This window comes from Parabacteroides leei, from assembly GCF_023369805.1.
In the GTDB taxonomy this organism is placed as follows: domain Bacteria; phylum Bacteroidota; class Bacteroidia; order Bacteroidales; family Tannerellaceae; genus Parabacteroides; species Parabacteroides leei.
On the sequence record NZ_JAMBQG010000018.1, the window covers coordinates 25,334 to 47,816 of the forward strand.

The window sequence follows — 22,483 nt, forward strand, 5'->3', positions numbered from 1 at the left end:
ATGAATGTATTCCCTTTAAATAAATTGCAAACTCGTTTAAAAGGAAATTTTTCTCGTTTTAAACGAGTTTGCAATTTATTTAAAATGAGATGAAAGATAGTTTCTTTTCGATAATAGGTTAATAATTGTGATTTCTGTTTGTCTATAAGGAGAAAAAGATGAATTGTAGTGTTTTGAAAAAGATCTGTTTTGTGACAAAAAGAAAAGAAAAGTAGAAAAAAAACAGCACGGAGATAGATCAGTAATCTATTCTGCGTGCTGTTATATATGATAATTACTTGTTGTATTTGCTCCAGTCTACATTATGCATGTCGCCGCTGGCTGCCAGTTCTTCGTGGAAAGCGAAGCAACATTTCAGGTTCTGCGGAGTATGGCCTTTCACACCCATTGCCAGATATTCTCTCAACAACGGCTGGTAATCCGGGTGAACACAATTGTCGATAATGCAGTTAGCGCGTTCGATCGGTGATTTTCCGCGCAGGTCGGCTACGCCATATTCAGAGATGATAATCTTTACTGAGTGTTCGCTGTGATCCAGGTGAGACACCATCGGAACGAAAGCGCTGATCTTACCGTCTTTGGCTGTAGAAGGAGTGGTGAAGATAGACAACATCGCTGAACGGGTAAAGTCTCCAGATCCACCGATACCATTCATCATTCTTGTTCCTGATACATGAGTAGAGTTGATATTACCGAAGATATCGGCTTCCAGAGCCGTATTGATTGCAATCAATCCAAGACGACGAGCCACTTCCGGATTGTTGGAGATTTCTTGCGGACGAAGAAGGATCTTGTCTTTGAAGAAATCGAGGTTACCGTAAATTTCACGGATTACTTCATTACTTACAGACAAAGAACAACCGCTGGCAAATTTCACGCGGCCTTCTTTCATCAGGCTGATAACTGCATCCTGGATAACTTCTGTATATACATTGAATGCAGGAATATCCTTGTTAGCACCCATGCAACCTAAAACGGCATTGGCAACATTTCCTACGCCACTTTGCAGGGGAACGAATTCTTTCGGCAGACGGCCGGCTTTAATTTCGCTTACAAGGAAGTCGGCAACATTTTTACCGATAGCCATTGTAACGTCATCCAGCGGTGAGAATTTACCACCTTCGTTCGGTTCTTCTGTTTTTACGATACCAACGATCTTTGCCGGATCTACTTTAATATAAGGAGTACCGATACGGTCGGACGGAGTATATACTGGAATTTCACGACGGTAAGGAGGATCTGCCGGTTCGTAGATGTCGTGCATGCCGCGGATTTCTTTCGGGTGTCTACTATTCAACTCGATGATGATACGGTCAGCCATACGACAAACTGTAGGTACGATACCTACGCCGCTGGTCGGGATGATCTCGCCGTCTTCGGTTACATCGGCAGCCTCAACGATTGCTACATCGATCTTTCCAAGGAAACCATAACGTAAGTCCTGTGCCAGTTCAGACAGGTGCATGTCGAAATACTGTGCTCCGTGAGCATTCAGTAATGCGCGTAAGTCTTTGTTTGATTGGTACGGAGTACGGAATTTAATAGCATTGGCGCGAGCTAATTCGCCATCCAGTTTATCACCGGTAGAAGCTCCGGTAAACATACCGATCTGGAAAGGATTTCCTTTTGCATGTTCTTCCATCGCTTTTTTTGCAATGGCACCCGGAACGACTTTCGGGCATCCGGCCGGTGTAAAACCACTGAATCCGACGTTGTCGTTATGATGAACGAACGAAGCAGCTTCTTCAGCTGTAATGAATTTTAAAGCCATGATATTATACTGTTTTATATTAGATAAATACTTATTGGTCAGCTAAACGGCTGCAAAGGTATTAAAAAAGAAAATAGGTCAATACTTGCGGTTAAGTATTTCTGAGTAAATAACAGCTTTTCTTAACTCTTCGATATTATTGAACTCAATATCCTCTAAAAGAGAATGTTCTTCTTCGGTCGGAAAATTCATGATAGGGGATGAACTGACTTTGGATTGGTGGATTTCCTGTTCGGCTGACAGGAAAGGATTCGACTTCCTTGTCTCTTTTTTATTTTTTTTCTTCTCAGGAATAGCAGTTGCTATGGTTTGTTGTTTGGGACGATCATTCGTTGCCTCTTCCAGGATTTCCCAAAAGCCTTTGCCAGAGGGAGTATGTTCCTCTTGTGTTGTGTCGTATTCGGGTTGTCCCAACACTTGAGTCGGACGTTTTTTCTTGTTCTTTGAACTGAATAAACCGCTCACTGCTGCAACTATCAGGAAAACAATATATATCCAATCGCCCAGGTTATCCATAACTTTGATTATTTTTGCACTCCAAATGTACGAAGATTTATTGAATGATGAAAGAATGAAGAGATTTATAAAAGGTATAAAAGTAAATAAGGGTAACTTCACAGCCACCCTTATTCGATTTAACCAAAACCTTAACTATGAAAAAATTTACGTTTTTCGTATGCAAATATAGCTGTCAGATTCGAACTGTGCAAGCCTTTGGCGGTTTATTTTTATAGAATACATGTATTTAAATTTTATTAACGGTAACAAAATGACGAATCAGGAAAATGGCGCAGACTTAAAATCTGCAGCCGGAAATGAGGAGAAAAAGTTATTCATCGAGACCTACGGGTGCCAGATGAATGTAGCAGACAGTGAGGTGGTAGCTTCCATCATGAAAATGGACGGATACACTATGACCGACAAGATTGAAGAAGCGGATGCGGTTTTTGTAAATACCTGTTCGGTACGCGATAATGCGGAACAGAAAATTTACGGGCGGCTTCAGTATTTTCAGTCTCTGAAGCGGAAAAAGAAATCACTGATCGTGGGCGTGCTGGGATGTATGGCCGAACGGGTGAAAGAGGAACTGATCAATGTGCATCATGCCGATCTGGTAGTAGGTCCGGACTCTTATATGGATCTGCCTAACCTGGTAGGTGCTGTCGAACATGGGGAAAAGGCGATCAATGTCGAACTTTCCACCCAGGAAACCTATAAAGATGTGATGCCCCTGAAGTTGGGCGGTGTGCATATCTCCGGTTTTGTGTCGATCATGCGTGGGTGTAATAACTTTTGTACGTATTGTATCGTACCTTATACCCGTGGACGTGAGCGTAGCCGCGATGTGGAAAGTATCCTGAGTGAAATAAGGGATATGCGTGACAAAGGTTTTAAAGAGGCGACCTTGCTCGGACAGAATGTGAATTCGTATGCTTTCGAAAAAGACGGTGAAACGGTTACTTTCCCCATGCTATTGGAACGTGTGGCGGAGGAGGCTCCGGATATGCGCATCCGCTTTGTGACCTCTCATCCAAAAGATATGAGCGACGATACACTCCGTGTGATAGCCGCCCATAATAATATATGTAAGTACATACATCTGCCGGCCCAGTCGGGTAGCTCGAAGATTCTGAAGGTGATGAACCGTAAATATACCCGTGAATGGTATCTCGATCGTATCGCCGCTATTCGCCGTATCGTTCCGGAAGCTTCGATTGCAACCGATCTGTTCTGTGGTTTTCATTCGGAAACGGAAGAAGATTATGAAGAAACACTCTCCTTGATGCGCGAAGTCAGATATGACGCTGCTTTCCTGTTCAAATATTCCGAACGTCCCGGAACCTATGCGGCCAAACATCTTCCTGATACGGTATCGGAAGAAGAAAAAGTACGTCGCCTGCAGGGGATGATCGATTTACAGAATCAGCTGTCGGAAGAAAGTAACCTGCGTGATATAGGAAAAGAGTTTGAGGTCCTGATCGAAGGTTTCTCCAAACGTTCACGCGAACAGTTGTTCGGGCGTACCAGTCAGAACAAAGTGGTTATTTTCGATAAGAAAAACTATAAAGTCGGACAATTTGTGAAGGTAAGGATCAACAGAGCCTCTTCGGCAACATTATTCGGTGAACCGGTAGAATGATGAGTGCGAACCAGCAGGTTTAGAAATGGTTAAATAATTATAATCTGCCGGTTGTCTCGCAATTTATTCGTTCTTTTGCAGAAAAATTGGGAGGTATGCGCTCTGTGCGTATCTCCTTAATTTGTTGAATAATAATAAGGGTACGTCTGATGGCTGAAAATAATAAGGTTAGCTCGGTTTCTTTTTTTAATTCTCGTCTCACTTCCATTATCAGTATAGCGCTGGTGCTATTTCTGCTAGGATTGATTTTGTTGATGGGGCTACTGGGAAATCAGTTATCGGTTTATGTGAAGGAAAATATTTCATTTTCCATTGTTTTGAAAGATAATCAGAAAGAGGCAGACATCAAGAAGATGCAGAAAAGTTTGGACGCACTTCCTTTTATCAAGTCTACCGAATACATTTCTAAAGAACAAGCCGCGAAAGAACTCGAAGAAGAGTTAGGCGAAAACCCGGAAACATTTCTTGGCTTCAATCCTCTTCAGGCTTCGATCGAGGTAAAACTGCATTCCGAATATGCCAATCCGGACAGCCTGCAGCACATAGAAAAGAAAATAAAAACATATACTTCTGTATCCGACCTGCTTTACCGTAAAGACATGATGCAGATGGTAAACGATAATATGAAACGTCTGAGCATTATCCTGCTCACACTGGCCGTAATGCTGATGGCCATATCATTTGTACTGATCAGTAATACGATCCGGTTATTGATCTATTCCAAACGTTTTTTGATCCATACAATGAAATTGGTAGGTGCTACTTCCGGCTTTATACGCCGGCCTTTTGTCCGTTATAATGTGGTAAGTGGTATTTTTGCCTCTATCCTTGCAATATTGATGCTGACTGGTTCGTTATATTACTTACAACACGAGTTGGACGGCTTTATTCAATTATTGGATATGAAGGCTTTACTGGTGGTTTATGCCGCAGTATTCCTGCTGGGAATACTGTTGTCTATTACGGCTACCATTTTTGCTGTAAATAAGTATCTCCGTATGGGTGTTGATAAGTTGTATTACATTTAAAATAAACAAAGAGAGATGGCTAAAAGAGATTTTGCATTCGGTAAAGAAAATTTTATTCTGATTGCAGTTGCTGTAGCAGTAATCATTATTGGTTTCATGTTGATGAGTGGTGGTGGATCAGGTGATGCAACCAGTTTTAATCCGGAAATATTCAGTACACGACGTATTGTTGTTGCGCCGGTGGTAACTGTGATCGGTTTCGGTCTGATGATTGTAGGAATCCTGAAGAACAGTAAAGGTAAAGAAGTAACCGAATGAGTTGGTTAGAGGCCTTAGTGCTGGGAATCGTACAGGGACTGACGGAGTATCTTCCTGTAAGCAGTAGCGGTCATCTGGCAATCGGATCGGCCCTGTTTGGAATTGAAGGAGAAGAGAATCTGACATTTACGATCGTAGTCCATGTGGCTACGGTACTTAGTACATTAGTAATACTCTGGAAAGAGATCGAATGGATATTTCGCGGGTTATTCAAGTTTGAGATGAATAGCGAAACACGTTATGCGATCAATATCCTGATTTCGATGATACCGGTCGGTATCGTGGGAGTCTTTTTCAAAGATAAAGTCGAAGCTATCTTTGGCTCGGGTTTGCTTATCGTCGGTTGTATGTTGCTGGTAACGGCTGCTTTGCTGGCATTTTCTTATTATGCAAAGCCGCGGCAGAAAGAAAATATTTCGATGAAAGACGCTTTTATTATCGGTCTATCACAGGCTTGTGCAGTCTTGCCGGGACTATCACGTTCGGGTACAACGATTGCTACGGGTTTATTGTTGGGTAATAATAAGGCGAAACTGGCTCAGTTTTCTTTCTTGATGGTGATCCCTCCGATTTTGGGTGAAGCTTTATTGGATGTATTGAAGATGGTTAAGGGTGAAGATGTGGCCGGAGATATTCCGACACTTTCACTGGTCGTTGGTTTTGTAGCAGCTTTCCTATCCGGTTGTCTGGCTTGTAAGTGGATGATCAATATTGTGAAAAAAGGAAAGTTGATCTACTTTGCTATTTATTGTGCAATAGCCGGTTTGATCACTATTGCATGTACATTGATGAAATAATATAGAATGGATTTTATAGCAGGAGAGGTTTTATATTTTAACAAACCGTTGACATGGACGTCGTTCGATCTGGTGAACAAGTTCCGGTATAAGTTGTCGCGGAAGCTGAAAGTAAAAAAGATAAAGGTCGGACATGCCGGAACGCTTGATCCGTTGGCTACCGGGGTAATGATCGTTTGTACCGGGAAAGCGACCAAAAGGATCGATGAATTCCAGTATCAGACCAAAGAATACGTTGCAACTCTGAAACTGGGTGAGACAACGCCTTCTTTCGACCTGGAAAAAGAGATAGATGCTGTATATCCGACAGAACATATAACCCGGGAGATGGTAGAAGAGGTACTGAATTCGTTTGTAGGTACCATCCAACAGATCCCCCCGGTTTTTTCTGCTTGTAAAGTGGATGGGAAGCGTGCTTATGAACTGGCACGCAAAGGTGAAGAAGTGGAGTTGAAGTCGAAGACATTGGTGATCGACGAAATGGAGTTACTGGAATGTAACCTGCCGGTCATTAAGATCCGTGTGGTGTGTAGCAAAGGTACTTATATCCGTGCTTTGGCCCGTGATATCGGTACGGCTTTACATTCGGGTGCTCATCTGATCGGGTTGGAACGTACCCGGATCGGAGATATAACATTGGATAAATGCATGAATCCGGAAGAGATAGATGCCTTTCTGGATGAGGCGGTAGGAGATTGTCCGGCTGGTGAAGTTGGATTTGTATCCTCTGACAAATGATAAGAATAAAAAGAAAATAAATAAAGTAACATTATGAAGCTGTCTAAATTCAAATTTAATTTACCGGAGGATTTGATCGCTCTTCATCCTGCAAAGAACAGGGATGAGTCCCGTATGATGGTTGTTAATCGTAACACCGGCGAAATAGAGCATAAGGTATTTAAAGATCTGTTGGACTATTTTGGAGAGAAAGATGTATTCATCTTCAATAACACGAAGGTTTTCCCAGCCCGTTTGTACGGGAATAAAGAAAAAACCGGTGCACGTATTGAAGTATTTTTGCTGCGTGAACTGAACGAAGATCTGCGTCTTTGGGATGTATTGGTAGATCCGGCACGTAAGATACGTATCGGTAACAAACTGTATTTCGGAGAAGACGATTCGATGGTGGCTGAAGTCATTGACAATACAACTTCACGTGGCCGTACACTGCGTTTCCTGTATGACGGTAACCACGACGAATTTAAAAAAGCATTATATGCATTGGGCGAAACCCCGCTGCCAAAATATATCGACCGTTCGGTCGAACCGGAGGACGAAGATCGTTACCAGAACATTTTCGCTACGGAAGAAGGAGCTGTTGTTGCTCCTGCTGCCGGTCTTCATTTCAGCCGTGAACTGATGAAACGTCTGGAAATTAAAGATTGCCGTTTTGCTTTCCTGACTGTTCATTCCGGACTGGGTAATTTCCGTGAGATTGACGTGGAAGACCTGACAAAGCATAAGATGGACTCCGAACAAATGATCGTAAACGGGGATGTTGTCGATATCGTGAACAAAGGTAAAGACGACGGACGCCAGATTTGTGCCGTAGGAACCTCCGTGATGCGTGCTGTTGAAACAGCAGTTAGCACGGACGGACACCTGAAAGAATTCGAAGGATGGACCAATAAGTTCATTTTCCCTCCGTATGATTTCAGTGTGGCAACCAGCATGATCACAAATTTCCACATGCCGTTGTCTACTCTCCTGATGATGACTGCTTCATTCGGTGGTTACGATTTGATTATGGATGCCTATGAAGTGGCATTGAAAGAAAAGTATCGTTTCGGTGCTTACGGTGATGCCATGCTGATCTTATAATCGTTGACTATGGCTATTGCATACCTTGCTTTAGGTACGAATATAGGAAATAAAAGACGGAATATGATAACGGCCGCCGCGCTGTTAGCTGAAAGGGTGGGAGACGTTCTCGCCCTTTCAGGTTTTTACGAAACGGAGCCCTGGGGCTTTCAGTCCGACAATACATTCCTGAATGCAGCCTTACAGCTGGAGACTTCATTGTCGCCGTTGGAACTGCTGAAAGCAACGCAGCAGATCGAACTGGAAATGGGACGAACGCAGAAGAGTAACGGAGCATATCACGACCGTATTATCGATATCGATATATTGCTGTATGACGATCTTATTCTGCAGACTCCGGAGCTGACCTTGCCGCATCCTCTGATGCATGAGCGTCAGTTTGTAATGGAGCCGTTGGCGGAGATTGCCCCTAACGTGATCCATCCGGTTTTTAAGAAGCCGGTAATCTCTCTTATGTAAGTGCAACATTTTGTGTTTTCTTTCTGTTTTTCAAATGAACGAATAAAAATAAAACAATGAACGATATAGAAAAAATCCTGACAGGTGGCGGTATGGTCTTCAAGAAAAAGGCCACTGAAGAAAATACCGGAGAAAGGAAAATCAAATATTCTGATTTTCTGAAAGGTACTCATAAATCGGGTTCGGCTAAGATGAAAGCCGAATACAAGTATAAAAAAGCACTTCGTAACACAAAGAAGAAAAAATAATTTTTAATTTTCAATTTTGAATTCTCAATTATTTGTATCTTTGCAACCGAATTGATGTGGATAGATTTGTATTGCTTGCAACCACAGGAAAAAATGCTAAAAACAAGATACTTTTCTTAGCCGTTCGGCATATATGATCCTTCCGTTATCAATTCATTATTAATAATCAATTGTCAGTGTCAGGTTCAGTCTATGGTTTTTATAACTGTCACTTGTCATCTGTCAACTAATTTAAAAGTAATGAGTTATTTATTCACCTCCGAATCGGTGTCCGAAGGGCACCCCGATAAAGTAGCCGATCAGATATCGGATGCTTTGCTGGATGAGTTTCTTGCTTACGACAAGAACTCGAAAGTTGCTTGCGAAACCCTTGTTACAACCGGACAGGTTGTCTTGGCTGGAGAAGTTAAATCAAGTGCTTATGTAGATGTGCAGGATGTGGCACGCAACGTGATCGAAAAGATTGGTTACACCAAGAGTGAATACCAGTTCGAAGCAAAATCATGCGGTGTGTTCTCATCTATCCACGAACAGAGTGGAGATATTAACCGTGGTGTTGAACGCGAAGATCCTTATAACCAGGGAGCAGGCGACCAGGGTATGATGTTTGGCTATGCTACAAATGAAACTGAGAATTACATGCCTCTGGCGCTGGATCTTTCACACAGCTTGTTGTGGGAACTGGCAGAGATACGTAAGAATGAAAATGACCTGATGCCTTATCTCCGTCCGGATGCAAAGAGCCAGGTAACTATTGAATACGATGACAACGGTAAGCCGTTACGCATCGATACGATCGTTGTATCTACCCAACATGACGAATTCATCGGTCCGAAAGGCATCAGCCAGGAAGAAGCCGATATCGCCATGCAGAAGAAGATTGCAGCAGATGTAAAGAATATCCTGGTACCTCGTGTAAAGGTGCAATATCCGGCCCACGTACAGGCTTTGTTCAACGATGATATCATTTATCATGTGAATCCGACCGGCAAGTTCGTGATTGGTGGTCCTCACGGTGATACAGGCCTGACTGGCCGTAAGATCATTGTGGATACGTATGGTGGCAAGGGAGCTCACGGTGGTGGTGCATTCTCCGGTAAAGACCCCTCAAAGGTAGACCGCTCGGCCGCTTATGCTGCTCGTCATATCGCTAAGAACCTGGTTGCAGCCGGTGTCGCCGACGAAATGCTGGTACAGGTTTCTTATGCAATTGGTGTAGCCAAGCCGATGAACATTTTTGTAAATACCTTCGGTCGCTCCAATGTCAAGTTTACCGACGGTGAGATTGCAGAAAAGATCTGGGACATTTTCGATATGCGTCCGAAAGCAATCGAAGAACGCCTGAAACTACGTAACCCGATCTATCTGGAAACAGCCTCTTACGGTCATATGGGACGTAAACCGGAAACAGTGACAAAAACATTCACCTCCCGTTACAACCCGAAGCCGACTGTCTGCGAAGTAGAGTTGTTTACATGGGAAAAACTGGATTATGTGGATAAAGTGAAAGAAGCATTCGGAATCTGATCTCCGGAATAAAGTATAGGAAGGCGATTATTGCAACAATATGCAATAATCGCCTTTTTTCATGTAATAACCAATAATTAAATGGTTTATGGAGGTTAATTGAATTATATTTTCATATATTTGGCTCCTAAGTAATCTCTAAATCTAAATCGTATGCGTAGAATTATTCAGCTTCTTTCGCTGGCCGTAATTATTTTACTGACCGCAGCCTGTAAAGAGACTTCCCCGTTTAAGTACGAGTCAGTCCCGAATGACCCCATGAAAGCACGTATCTATACGCTGGATAACGGCTTGAAAGTGTATTTGACCGTAAACAAAGAGACACCGCGTATCCAGACTTATATCGCTGTCAGGGTTGGCGGGAAGAATGACCCGGCTGAAACGACCGGGTTGGCACATTACTTTGAGCATCTGATGTTCAAAGGTACGCAGAAGTTCGGGACTCAGAACTACGAACAGGAAAAGCCGATGCTCGATGAAATCGAACAACTGTTTGAAGTATACCGGAAGACGACCGATGAAGTGGAACGGAAAGCTATTTATCATCAGATAGACAGCATTTCTTATGAAGCGTCGAAATATGCTATTCCGAACGAATACGATAAGCTGATGTCTGCTATCGGAGCGAACGGTACAAATGCCTATACGGGCTTCGATATGACTGTTTATACCGAAGATATTCCTTCCAACCAGATCGATAACTGGGCAAAAATCCAGGCAGACCGTTTTGAAAATAATGTGATTCGTGGTTTCCATACCGAGTTGGAGACTGTCTACGAAGAAAAGAACATGTCTCTGACCAGTGACGGACGTAAAGTCTATGAAGCCGTTTTAAATGCTCTTTTCCCGGATCATCCTTACGGAACACAGACTGTTTTAGGCACGCAGGAGAACCTGAAGAATCCGTCGATCACCAATATCAAAAATTACCACAATACCTGGTATGTGCCGAATAATATGGCTATCTGTATGTCCGGTGATTTTGATCCCGACCGGACTATTGCCATAATCAATAAATACTTCAGCCATTTGCAGCCGAATCCTAATTTGCCGGCATTACCGGTGACACACGAATCTCCTATCAAAGCTCCGGTTGTAAAGGAAGTATTGGGAGTGGATGCTGAAAATCTGACATTAGGATGGCGTTTCCCCGGTGCTGCTTCCCCTGAACAGGACTTACTGAACCTGACGGGTGAAATCATTAATAATGGAAAAGCCGGCCTGTTGGATATCGACCTGGTACAGCAACAGAAAGTTCTTAGCTGTTATGCCGGAACTTATGATATGGCAGATTATAATGCATTTGTTATAGGCGGTCGCCCGAAACAGGGACAAACGCTTGACGAAGTGAAGGATCTCTTCCTGGCAGAGATAGATAAATTGAAAAAAGGAGAGTTCGACGAGGGACTTTTAGAGGCTGCTATCAACAATTATAAATTGATGCAGATGTATCGCTTGGATAATAATTACAGCCGTGCCGATATGTTTGTCTCTTCCTTTATTAATGGCGTAGATTGGAAAGACGAGGTCGCTCAATTGGATAGGATGAGTAAGATCACTAAACCTCAGATCGTAGAATTTGCCAATAAATATTTCGGCGATAACTATGCCGTTGTTTATAAAAGGGAAGGTAAGGACCCGAATGAAAAGAAAATCGATAAACCGAAGATCACTCCGATCGTAATGAACCGTGATAGCACGAGTGCCTTCCTGAAAGAAATACAGGCAGCAAAGGTGACGCCGATCGAACCGGTCTTCCTTGATTACGACAAGGATTTGCAGAAGTTGACGGCTAAGTCTGATATCCCTGTCCTTTACAAACAAAATGCGACGAACGATATATTCTCGTTGATGTATGTATTCGATATGGGTAATAATAATGACAAAGCGATGGGTACTGCTTTTGAATATATGAAGTACCTGGGTACATCTACCAAAAGCCTGAAAGAGATCAATGAAGAATTCTATCGCCTGGCTTGTTACTTCAGTGTTTTCCCGGGTTCCGACCGTACCTATGTGATGCTGCAGGGACTGCGTGAAAAGATGCCGCAGGCAATGGCTCTGTTTGAAGAACTGTTGGCTGATGCACAGGTCAATAAAGATACTTATGCCAATCTGGCGGATGATATATTAAAGAAGAGAGCGGATGCCAAGCTGAACCAGGGTGAGAATTTCAATAAGTTGATCCAGTATGCGATCTGGGGTCCGAATTCTCCGGCAACTCATGTATTGAATACTGCCGAGTTGCAGCAGATGAATCCGCAGGAACTGGTAGACCGTATTCATAAGATAAATTCGTACGAACATTCTATCCTGTATTATGGACCGGAAAAAGCACAAGCCTTATTGGATATTATCGAGCAATACCATAACGTACCTGCCACGTTGAACCCGCTTCCGGCTGCAGCTGACTTCAAGCAACAGGAAACGACCGAAAATAAGGTTTTACTGGCGCAGTACGATGCCAAACAGATCTATTTCTCTGCTGTTTCCAACAGGGGAGAAAAGTTTGATTCCGCTATCCAGCCAACATTGAATATGTATAATGAATATTTTGGTGGAGGAATGAATGCTATTGTATTCCAGGAAATGCGCGAATCACGCGGTTTGGCCTATTCGGCCGGTGCGTTCCTGATCACGCCTTACAAATTGAAATATCCGTACGTATATCGTACGTTTATCGCAACTCAAAATGATAAGATGATCGATGCAATGAAGGCATTCGACGATATTATCAATAATATGCCGGAATCGGAAAAAGCGTTCGAACTGGCAAAAGATGCATTGATTACCCGTTTGCGCACCGAACGTATCACAAAATCGGATGTCTTATGGTCTTATATGAGTGCACAGGATCTGGGCTTGAATGTGGATAGTCGCAAGGAACTGTATGAAAAAGCACCTTCCATGACATTGGATGAAATTAAAGCATTCCAGGAAAAATGGGTGAAAGGCCGTAAATATACCTATTGTGTGCTTGGCGATGAAAAAGACCTGGATCTGAAATCGCTCTCCGGATATGGCCCGATCACGAAACTGAGTAAAGAAGAACTGTTCGGCTACTAAATAGTTGACAGTTGACAGATAAAAGGCCCTGCTATTGATTTTTGATCCAATAGCAGGGCCTTTTCTTGTTTCTTAAAACTGTCAACTGTTACTTGTCACCTGCTTCATCCTTCCTCCTGATGCATCTCCACCTCCTTGACTTTTCGGAAGAGGTCGGATGCAAAGATAAAGTCATTCAGTGCTTTATTGTTGGAAGTGATAACCTGGTCTTTCGTTCCCTGCCATTCTTTTACCCCTTCTTTGATGAAGATGATATTTTCTCCGATATTCATAACCGAGTTCATATCGTGAGTGTTTATGACGGTGGTCATCTTATATTCAGTCGTAATATCGTGGATCAGGTCGTCTATCAACAAGGATGTTTTAGGGTCGAGGCCGGAGTTCGGTTCATCGCAGAAGAGATACTTCGGATTTAGAGCGATGGCGCGGGCAATAGCCGCACGTTTCATCATACCTCCACTGATCTCCGACGGATACAAGCGTTCCGCCTCTGAAAGGTTAACGCGTTCCAGGCAGAACATCGCCCTCCTTTCCCTTTCTTTAAAAGAGTCTTTTGAGAACATATTAAGAGGGAACATCACGTTTTCAAGAACCGTCATACTGTCGAACAGGGCCGAACCCTGAAACAACATGCCCATTTCCCGGCGGAGCATGTTCAACTCTAATTTTCCCATTGAAGTCAAGTCGCGTCCATCATACAGGATCTCTCCTGAATCCGGTTTCATCAGGCCGATAATATTTTTAATCAAAACCGTTTTACCGGAACCGCTTCGCCCAATAATAAGATTGGTTTTGCCTGTTTCGAAGACGGCACTGATATTATTCAGTACGGTACGACCTTCAAATGATTTCGTTATATTTCTTACTTCTATCATTTTTACGTAAGCATTAAATGGGTCATTATTACGTCTGCCAGCAAGATCATGATGCTGCTCATTACGACAGCATTCGTGCTGGCCTTACCGACTTCAAGCGCACCTCCTTTTACATAATAGCCGAAATAAGCGGCTATCGATGAAATAATAAAGGCATAAACCACTGATTTTATAATAGAATACCAAATATAGAACTCGTTGAAATAGAACTGTAACCCGTATTCGAAAGAGGCGGGAGTCATCCCTGTTCCCGTTGAATGGCTGGCAGCAATACCTCCCAGCATACCGGTGAACATACTGAATACAACCAATACCGGAATAAAGATCATCAGCCCGGCAATTTTCGGCATGATCAGGAAATTCGCCGAATTTACCCCCATGATTTCCATCGCATCGATTTGTTCTGTTACGCGCATGGTACCGATCTCGGAAGCAATATTACTTCCCACCTTACCGGCCAGGATCAAACACATTATAGAAGATGAAAACTCAAGCAGGATAATCTCACGGGTCGTATATCCGATCGTAAATTTAGGAATCAGCGGAGAACTGATATTCAGTGATATCTGAATTGCAATTACCGTACCGATAAAGACTGAAATGATAATTACGATCCAAAGGGAGTCTACTCCCAGTTTGTAGATCTCTTTTATCAATTGTTTGAAGAACATGCTCCATCTGTCAGGTATTGATATGGATTTCCCCATCAACATGACATATTCTCCCATTCTATGTAATGCTTTATTCATCATTTTTTGAAGTACTTATCTGTTCCAGTCTGCAAATATAACTGAAATATGTCAACAACTGTTCACGCTTTATGATTTTATAGCTTACCAGACAGCCAATATTAATTTTCAATTCTATCAAAGATTTACATATCCTGCATTGACAATCCTTTTATTTCCAATGTGTAATGCGATAATTGTTTTTTTATGGAGGCAACTTTCTCATATAGGCGAGCTATATTGATCTTATTGGGATTTCGCTTAACTTCAGCTATCAATGCCTTCCCTTCAAAACGGTTGAGGGCGATAAGATCAATTTCATTTTCTCCTTTGTTGTCCCAATAATTACCGATGTCCGTAATATCTTCACTTTCTGCAATCCTGTCTCTGAAATAGCGTTCCAGTATATGCCCGCTGTACTGTTCATAGTTCTTTAAAATGAATTTTTCAAGCATATCGTTTTTTTCCAGTTCAATCATAGACAGGTTGGGGAATATAAAACGGAACCAAAACATCAGATAATTATCATTCAGGCACCAACGGCTGTTTCTGCTTTCCGGTTTTGAAAACATCGGTTTATTTCTGTTTATCAGAGAATATTCTTTTTCAAGATTAGCTAAATAAGCCCCTGTGTTCTTTCCGATAATCGAATCGACTTCGTTTTGCGCTGTCTTACCTGAAGCTATTAATTGCAAGATGGAAAAATAGGTCGCATATTCACGTCCGAATTCAGAAATAAGCAGGTCGCGTCCTTCTGACAGAAACGGAGAATCAGGCCGCACCGTATAGTGAATCATTTTGTTGAATGTGGTAGCACCTGCTTCCATCAGTAAGGCAACATACTTAGCCACCCCTCCTGTTATAAGATAAAAAGCCAGCAGATCTTCGGGTGTATATCCCGGATTGTAATCTTTTAGTATCTCTTTTATCGTAGAAACATTGAATGGTTTTAGTATAATTTTGGATGTCAGGCGTCCGAACAACGGTTCTTTATTGTTTTCAAAAATCTTTTTCATCATGGAATAAATAGATCCGCAAGCAATGAAGTTTACCTTAGCTTCTTCCTTATATCTATCCCATATATTCTGGATATCACTGAAAATAGAACTGTTTATATTGTCAAACTCCTGGAATTCATCGATAATCAGTGTGAAATGAGTTTTTGTAGCGTAAATCATCAATTGTTCGAATAAGGTACGGAAGTTGTCCACCCGGCCGAATATATCCAGCCCCAGGCTTTCTTTGATGTCCTGTTGGAACTGCTCGCATAAAAGTACTTCACTTTTGCGGGAAACAAAGAGGTACAGAAACTTCTCTCCCCTCACACTCTCGAGCAGTAAAGCAGTTTTGCCGATACGACGGCGGCCAACCATCACTGTAAAACAAGCGCTGTTACGTGATTGCTCATTGATATCCTGTAGTAGCTTTAACTCTTTTTTTCGATCGTAAAATTTCATGCGTGTCTTATTTTAATCCCTGTTAATTTAATGGCTATTACATTAATGGCTGTTACAAAGATAAAAGAAAGGATGTAGAATAACAAATTTTACGGCGACAAAATGGCTGTATATCCTTGAGAAACGATTAAACCTGAATTATTCGATTCGAATAATTCGAATGAAATAATTATAACGGCATATGATGCAAGAGATGTTTCTGTCTGCTGCCCGTCCTTTTTATCATAGTGTGGATATATTTTATGTGGATAAATCAAATGTATGGGAATAAAGCTATTTCGCCGCGAAATTTCAGATTTACAATGAGCGTATATACATTGTCTGTTTGCCTCCGCCGATCTGTATCAGTTTGTTACTGTTTATCAGTTGTTTCAGGTCATTTAGTGCCATGAACTGGCTGCAGTGGTTCAGTTTCATGCAGGCACTGCGGTTGATGCACTTGTTTTTTTCCACTTCAGCCATGATATTTTCCAGGCGTTGTTCTTGCGGGAGCTTTTCCGTATTCGTTTTTTTCACCAGTTCGAGTCCGGCTTCCCGCACCTGTTCTTTCAGGGAGGTTGCACAACGGAAACTGACGGAATCTATTTCTGCCTGTACCTTGTTTTTACCGTTTTCATCGGTGGTTATTTTACTTTTCAGTGTAGGGGTAAAGTAACCCAGTCCATCCAGTTCGATACTGTTCCCTTCCGACAGGCAGAATCCCATCCAGAAATTTAGCGCTTCCAATACTCCTTTTACATCGGCCGAAGAAATGGTACTCGACATCGAGATCATTTTACACATATACTTTGTGTCGAGTGTCCCTTGTGAAATGATTCGCGCATGGGGAACTTGTTTATCCTCCCTGTCTCCCGGAACCGGAGTTTTGTACCATCCGAATTTTAAGCTCATTATTATCGTGTTTTAAATTAATACCAGCCAAAACCAATTTTCATCCCGAACAATGAATCGTTCTATGAATACCAAATGAAAGGAGAACAATTATCAAATGAAAGAAGCATATATGTGTTCTATTCGTTTGATATATATCAAATGCAAAAACGTTCGAATACAAATATACTACAAGATGGAAGGAATTGTACCGGAGATAGCATATATTAATGATATTCTTTTATATAAATAGATTTTACAGCGTTTAAGAGGGAGGGGGTATGGAGAATTTATGTAAATTGCCGAAAAATAAATCTTAATGCTTGTAAGCAATAAAAGTAAGACGCTAGTATTGTATTAATGCCTGCTCTTTTATGCATGAGTTAATATCGGATTTACAGGAAAAAGGTGATATTGTATTTAGATAGTTAATAAATTTTATTGTATGGGAGCAAATTGGCTAATGCAAAACAGACCGGTTGGTGTCAGTGGCTTAATGCGTGTAAGGAATGAAGAAGAATATTTGGAGGATTCTATTGATTCCGTTATCGATGCCTTGGATGAATTGATTATTTGTTATCACGAATGCTCGGATCGAACACCGGTTATTTTGGAACGCAAACAAAAAGAGTATCCGGAAAAAATTAGGGTATTTCATTATACTCCACGTATCTATGGGCATGATCTGACACTAGAGGAGTTTGATTATGTCTATAATCTGCCGGTTGATTCTCCTCATTTATTGAGTACTTATTATAATTATACACTTTCGAAGGCTACTTATAGGTATGCTGTCAAAATAGATGCCGATCAAATTTATTTTAAGGCTTACTTTGCTAAAATCTGTGATGCTTATAGGTCTGATAAAAAATATCGTTTTACGTTTGTTGAAAAGTTTATAGCTTCTATTTTTGAGGGTTTTATGAAGGGACAGCTGGGATGGTTTAAGTTGTATTTGGGAAATCTTTTTATTGTTTCCGGCTTGTTCGGTCATATTTATGAACAGTATCTATTGAAACGAATTTCAAATGAGAAAGGATTTACCTGGATAAGTGGCGTCAATTTGTGTGTGAAGGATGGTAATTATGCCGTTCCGCTATCCTATTCAAAAAATGGTGAGAGCCGGTTGATCGGTTTATATAATGGAGAAATGGATCATTGTTTTTTTGAAGTAACCGAAGATACTTATTATTATCCGGGGAAACAGTTTTGTACGTCAGACCGTAGTAAACCTAAAGGATATTCTTTTATAGAGGCTTTTCATACGGGGAATATGTCATCTTCCGTATTTATCGGATTCTTATGGCATCATATGCGTTGGTGTAAGGATGAAAATATAAAAGGTGGGAATATCAGTACAATGCCCTATTCTTTTCTGAAAAAACGATCTGCCGAAGAATTGCAATCTGAAAATCTGTTTATTGTTCCCAATTCCTGTAGTTGGATGTTTTATTTTTACCATACTTGTCTATTGGATTATCAGCTTGAAAAATATGGAGACTTGCCAAATTTGAGAACGAAGTAGTTTCTGGTCTGTATTTTTAGATCCTTGTCTCCAGTAGTTCGCATAAGCGGATGAAGGGAGATGTTTTTTGTAATTGGGCCTTCTCTATGAACTGAGGACGGAGATTTTTTTGTTTCCATTGGAAAAATGATTGATATTCCTGTTCATTATTACAACATTCTTTTATATAACTGGCTAACTCTTTAGGTGATTTAAAGTCATTTACATGAATAAAACAATGTTCTCCCGGTGCATACTCGTCAATGTTGGGAGCTCCTAAATAAATGGGGATTGCTCCGGCAATCAATGGATCAAAAAATTTCTCCGTAACATAATCGGTAGCGCAAGCATTTTCAAATGCGATGACAAATTTGTATTGTTTATATAGATTAATTTTAGATTCCCGTCCGTTGTCCTGATCCATTTTCTTATTATTGAATAGTTTTCCGTATGAATCTATGTGTATTTCCTGCATAAGTTCTTTCAGGTATTCCTGTCTTGAACTTTGGTTAACCGGACTGGATATAAGCATACAGATGTTGCACGTCCTCTCCTTTGTGTCGATTGATTGTTTCATTAACGAAGTAAAATTTTCTTTTAAAGACGATTGGATGATATCTGCTGTCTGATGATAGGAAATCCGATAGTCGAATAATTCCATAAATTCCGGATCTTTGAAGAGAGGGTAATTTTCTTCGCATTCCAATATCCAGGCAACCCATATTTGATTTTCAAGCTTTTCCAGGTCATTTTCTAATTCATTGATCAAAGTTGGTAAGTGGAAAATAACTGTTTGTGCCTGAGGGTAATACTGCCTGTCAGTCGTAAATCTATATTTTTCCGGAATCTGCTCAACGGGAATGTTTAGAGGAGTATCCCACATAGTATTATATATCAATATAATATGTTTGTTTTTTATTATTTCAGGAGACAATTTCTCTGCCCAGTAAGATATCTTCCATTTTAAATAACTCTTCAAATTATTCTGTGCATTTTTGTAATAACGGAAAATCCTCTTTTTTGAGAATGGTGAGAGATGGTGGTATATTTTGAAAATGACATACAATGCATGTGAGGGTAAAGTGAAATTTCCATTTTTGATTTTAGACAGTGAAAAGAAAGCTATATTATATAACATATAAGCTTTTGCGTATAGTTCGCTTTTCATTTCCCGGTCCGGACCATCAAAACTGTATTCCGATGCAAAACGAATCAAACGATTAGCTATATAAATCAGGTCTCGTACGCGTTTGGGGGTGGCCAAAGTTTTCATGATAGAACCATCCCGTTGCCGGTATCCGTAAAAATCAATGTTGGAGATGTAAACGCTTTCTGCGAGGCAAAGAGCTTTGGGAGTCCAAAGTTCGTCTTCATGGACAACATTCTCAAAATACAATGTTTGCTTATTTAGCCATTCCTTTTTGTACAGGTAATTAAAAACCATCGGAGGAAAAGCCCCGTGTTTCATTAATTCTGAAAAACACTCTTTTCCTGTCAGGCAGATGTGGCATAAATGGGATGGGATTGAATTAAATAAGGTCCCGGTTTGTCCGTCAGGATAATAGCAAACGGAATTTCCCATTATTATGTCGGGGTGAAAACTGATAGCTTCCGAGAACATTTTATCGGTCTGTCCTTCTATTATCCAGTCGTCACTGTCGATAAACATTATGTATTCCCCTTGAACTTCAGACAATCCTTTATTACGTGCTGCCGACAATCCCTGATTCGATTGATGAAAGAGTTTTATACAGGAATGAGAAGAAGCATACTTCTCTGCAATTTCACCGGACTGATCAGTAGAGCCATCATTGATCAAAATAATCTCCTTTGAAATTATCCGGATGTTGATCAAGGAGTTCAAACACTCTTCCAGATAAGTTTCGACATTATATATCGGAACTATTATAGATAAAAAAGGACACGAAGTATTCATTGTCTGATTTTTTTGTAAATGTATTAATTTTTTTGTGATCTTTTGAAAATAAAGTTCTATATTGCATTCTGTAAAACAGTTGCGTATGTCAAAAGTACTTAAGCTAATACTAAATCTTCTGCTACTTTTCTGTTTGGTAGCTTGTGGTAGAAGTACCAATGTCTCTCCTTTATTGGAAGAGGCAGAGGAATATATGAATGAAAGACCTGATAGTACGTTATCACTTTTAGATAGTATAGCATATCGGGAGGATATGTCCAAGGAGCAAAATGCTCTTTGGTGTTTGCTCTATACGCAGGTACAAGATAAAAGCCGCATAGAACATACATCCGATTCATTGATACAAATAGCTGTCAAGTATTATGAAAAGACAAACTTGGATGACCGGAAGATGCAGGCTTATTATTATTGTGGTAGGGTTTTCCAGGATTTAAATGATGCTCTGCAAGCCCAAGGATATTATTTGAAGGCTTATGAGGTAGGAAAAGATTTGGATGAATATTCTTTATTGGGACGTTTATGTGCTAATTTGGGCACTTTATATACTTATCAAGAGCTTTATCAACCGGCTTTGGCTTTTCAAACAAAAGCAATGGAATATTTTCAACAGGAGATAGACTCAATTGCATTGTCTCTGACTTTCAGAAATATAGCTCGTATTTATGTCTGCAAAAATCAATTAGATAGTGCTATCTGTTATTATTCCAAAGTTTTATCATATACGTCAGATTCTCATTCTTTTTACATTCTCAATGAATTGGCAGATACTTATGGTAAAAAGGGAGATTATTTAAATGGATTAGCTTATGCAAAGGAAGCATATGCTCAAATAGGATCACCGGATGATTCTTGTTTAATCAGTTTTACATTAGGGGATCTGTTCTTGAAAATGGATCAATTAGATTCAGCATATAGCTATCTTTCTTTTTGTCAGAAGAGTTCAAATATTCAAACATTAGCAGGAATTTATTATTCTCTGGGACAACTGGAAAAACAGAGAGGAAATTTTCAAGAATATGTTGTTTTTCAGGAAAAATACGAAGAGTTGAAAGATTCTATAGAAGAAGAGGAACATGCGGAAACACTTGCCCGGCTACAAAGTCTTTATGATTATCAGTTAGTAGAGAAAGATAAAGAATATTACCGGCGGAAAGTGGATAAAAAAACTAAAAGTCTATATTTAGTCTCTTTACTGGGAGGATTACTTTTTGTTTCGGCAATTACTATGTTCGTTTATCGGGATAAAAGGAAACAAAGAAAAGAAGATCAGTTGAACCAGTCGTTACGTCTTCAGGAACAAGAATATAGAAAAAGTCAGCAATATTTGAAAGATCGTGATGTTTCGATAAAGAGATTGCAAGAACAACTGGAATTCGAATTGCGCAAGAGAAAATTTGTTGAGATTGAGTTGAAGCAACAATTGGGGATGGAACGGCAAAAAAGAACTGATGCTAAGATTGAACAACAAAATGAATTGTTTTCAGTACAACAAGAGAAGGTCGAACTGGAAAAAAGTTTGGCGTTGGTGTTGAAAGTTATCGATGAAAATAAAACCCAATGTGCTGGAAATGAAAGTGTTGATTTTGAAAAGATGAAAACATTATTTTTTAGCTCTGATTTATACCACGGCCTGTATACGGAATGGCCAAAAATGGATGAAGAAAAGTGGCAGGAAGTGATTGATTGGATAGATCATCTTTTGTATATTGACTTTACGCGTAGAATAAAAGACCTTTATCCCGGAGTCTCAAAAATAGAATTGCAGATCTGTTGTCTTATAAAATTGAATATTCCGGTAGGACGTATTGCCTCATTATTATGTATTACCAGTCAGGCTATATCCCTCAATAAGAATAGACTGTATACGAAATTGACTCGAAGAAAAGGTTCAGCTCCCAAATTAGACAAATATATATCGAATTTGTGATTTTTAATTGAGCTTGTATGCTTTGTATTTCAATTTTTGTACAGGTGTTTTTCTTGTTACATTTTTGTTAC

Annotated in this window: 19 protein-coding genes; 12 read left to right on the forward strand and 7 right to left on the reverse strand. The window is 40.4% G+C overall.

What is annotated here, in order from left to right:
* Window positions 1-274 precede the first annotated feature (274 nt).
* Window positions 275-1,771: an acetyl-CoA hydrolase/transferase family protein gene (locus M1P97_RS20680; RefSeq protein ID WP_249390077.1), complete on the reverse strand. Its 1,497-nt coding sequence runs from the start codon at window positions 1,769-1,771 to the stop codon at window positions 275-277.
* Between the two features lie 78 nt (window positions 1,772-1,849).
* Window positions 1,850-2,287, reverse strand: a complete 438-nt coding sequence (locus tag M1P97_RS20685) for a hypothetical protein (RefSeq protein WP_195373337.1) — start codon at window positions 2,285-2,287, stop codon at window positions 1,850-1,852.
* A gap of 253 nt (window positions 2,288-2,540) precedes the next feature.
* Between M1P97_RS20685 and miaB the strand changes: the two genes are divergently transcribed.
* The 10 genes from miaB to M1P97_RS20735 all read left to right on the forward strand — a co-directional run bounded on the left by miaB (window position 2,541) and on the right by M1P97_RS20735 (window position 13,115).
* Window positions 2,541-3,911 (forward strand): tRNA (N6-isopentenyl adenosine(37)-C2)-methylthiotransferase MiaB, encoded by a 1,371-nt coding sequence (gene miaB / locus M1P97_RS20690; protein WP_249390078.1) that lies wholly within the window; start codon window positions 2,541-2,543, stop codon window positions 3,909-3,911.
* 149 nt (window positions 3,912-4,060) lie between these two features.
* The gene (locus M1P97_RS20695) at window positions 4,061-4,939 is read left to right on the forward strand and encodes a cell division protein FtsX (RefSeq protein ID WP_075558889.1); all 879 of its coding nucleotides are present in this window, start codon (window positions 4,061-4,063) and stop codon (window positions 4,937-4,939) included.
* Between the two features lie 15 nt (window positions 4,940-4,954).
* Window positions 4,955-5,197 carry a DUF3098 domain-containing protein gene (locus M1P97_RS20700; protein WP_129732024.1) on the forward strand — a complete coding sequence of 81 codons (243 nt, stop codon included), beginning with the start codon at window positions 4,955-4,957 and terminating at the stop codon, window positions 5,195-5,197.
* Window positions 5,194-5,994, forward strand: a complete 801-nt coding sequence (locus M1P97_RS20705; protein ID WP_195373335.1) for an undecaprenyl-diphosphate phosphatase — start codon at window positions 5,194-5,196, stop codon at window positions 5,992-5,994. Before M1P97_RS20700 ends, M1P97_RS20705 begins: the two co-directional genes overlap by 4 nt.
* 6 nt (window positions 5,995-6,000) lie before the next feature.
* Window positions 6,001-6,732 carry a tRNA pseudouridine(55) synthase TruB gene (gene truB, locus M1P97_RS20710; protein ID WP_195373334.1) on the forward strand — a complete coding sequence of 244 codons (732 nt, stop codon included), beginning with the start codon at window positions 6,001-6,003 and terminating at the stop codon, window positions 6,730-6,732.
* Window positions 6,733-6,765: 33 nt separating this feature from the next.
* A complete protein-coding gene (gene queA / locus M1P97_RS20715; RefSeq protein WP_195373333.1) occupies window positions 6,766-7,815 on the forward strand; it encodes a tRNA preQ1(34) S-adenosylmethionine ribosyltransferase-isomerase QueA in 1,050 nt (349 codons plus the stop codon).
* 9 nt (window positions 7,816-7,824) lie between these two features.
* Window positions 7,825-8,274, forward strand: a complete 450-nt coding sequence (gene folK, locus M1P97_RS20720; protein WP_195373332.1) for a 2-amino-4-hydroxy-6-hydroxymethyldihydropteridine diphosphokinase — start codon at window positions 7,825-7,827, stop codon at window positions 8,272-8,274.
* 56 nt (window positions 8,275-8,330) lie between these two features.
* Window positions 8,331-8,522, forward strand: coding sequence for a hypothetical protein (locus tag M1P97_RS20725; RefSeq protein ID WP_075558884.1), 192 nt, complete (start codon window positions 8,331-8,333; stop codon window positions 8,520-8,522).
* 240 nt (window positions 8,523-8,762) lie between these two features.
* Entirely contained in the window at window positions 8,763-10,049 is a 1,287-nt protein-coding gene (gene metK, locus M1P97_RS20730; RefSeq protein WP_249390079.1) for a methionine adenosyltransferase, read from the forward strand.
* A 153-nt stretch (window positions 10,050-10,202) separates the two neighbouring features.
* Entirely contained in the window at window positions 10,203-13,115 is a 2,913-nt protein-coding gene (locus M1P97_RS20735) for a M16 family metallopeptidase (protein ID WP_249390080.1), read from the forward strand.
* Between the two features lie 104 nt (window positions 13,116-13,219).
* On the opposite strand, the gene M1P97_RS20740 is transcribed toward M1P97_RS20735, so the two are convergent.
* The 4 genes from M1P97_RS20740 to M1P97_RS20755 all read right to left on the reverse strand — a co-directional run bounded on the left by M1P97_RS20740 (window position 13,220) and on the right by M1P97_RS20755 (window position 17,066).
* Window positions 13,220-13,990, reverse strand: a complete 771-nt coding sequence (locus M1P97_RS20740) for an ABC transporter ATP-binding protein (protein WP_249390081.1) — start codon at window positions 13,988-13,990, stop codon at window positions 13,220-13,222.
* Between the two features lie 2 nt (window positions 13,991-13,992).
* Window positions 13,993-14,739 (reverse strand): MlaE family ABC transporter permease, encoded by a 747-nt coding sequence (locus M1P97_RS20745; RefSeq protein WP_028730620.1) that lies wholly within the window; start codon window positions 14,737-14,739, stop codon window positions 13,993-13,995.
* Window positions 14,740-14,864: 125 nt separating this feature from the next.
* Window positions 14,865-16,175 (reverse strand): ATP-binding protein, encoded by a 1,311-nt coding sequence (locus M1P97_RS20750; RefSeq protein ID WP_249390082.1) that lies wholly within the window; start codon window positions 16,173-16,175, stop codon window positions 14,865-14,867.
* 297 nt (window positions 16,176-16,472) lie between these two features.
* A complete protein-coding gene (locus M1P97_RS20755; protein WP_249390083.1) occupies window positions 16,473-17,066 on the reverse strand; it encodes an HU family DNA-binding protein in 594 nt (197 codons plus the stop codon).
* Between the two features lie 424 nt (window positions 17,067-17,490).
* Between M1P97_RS20755 and M1P97_RS20760 the strand changes: the two genes are divergently transcribed.
* Window positions 17,491-18,570: a hypothetical protein gene (locus tag M1P97_RS20760; protein ID WP_249390084.1), complete on the forward strand. Its 1,080-nt coding sequence runs from the start codon at window positions 17,491-17,493 to the stop codon at window positions 18,568-18,570.
* 16 nt (window positions 18,571-18,586) lie between these two features.
* Here the strand turns inward: M1P97_RS20760 and M1P97_RS20765 are convergent, their stop codons facing one another.
* The gene (locus M1P97_RS20765; RefSeq protein WP_249390085.1) at window positions 18,587-20,485 is read right to left on the reverse strand and encodes a glycosyltransferase family 10 domain-containing protein; all 1,899 of its coding nucleotides are present in this window, start codon (window positions 20,483-20,485) and stop codon (window positions 18,587-18,589) included.
* 85 nt (window positions 20,486-20,570) lie between these two features.
* Here M1P97_RS20765 and M1P97_RS20770 point away from each other — a divergent pair, with 85 nt between their 5' ends.
* Window positions 20,571-22,412 (forward strand): hypothetical protein, encoded by a 1,842-nt coding sequence (locus tag M1P97_RS20770; protein WP_249390086.1) that lies wholly within the window; start codon window positions 20,571-20,573, stop codon window positions 22,410-22,412.
* Window positions 22,413-22,483: the final 71 nt, after the last annotated feature.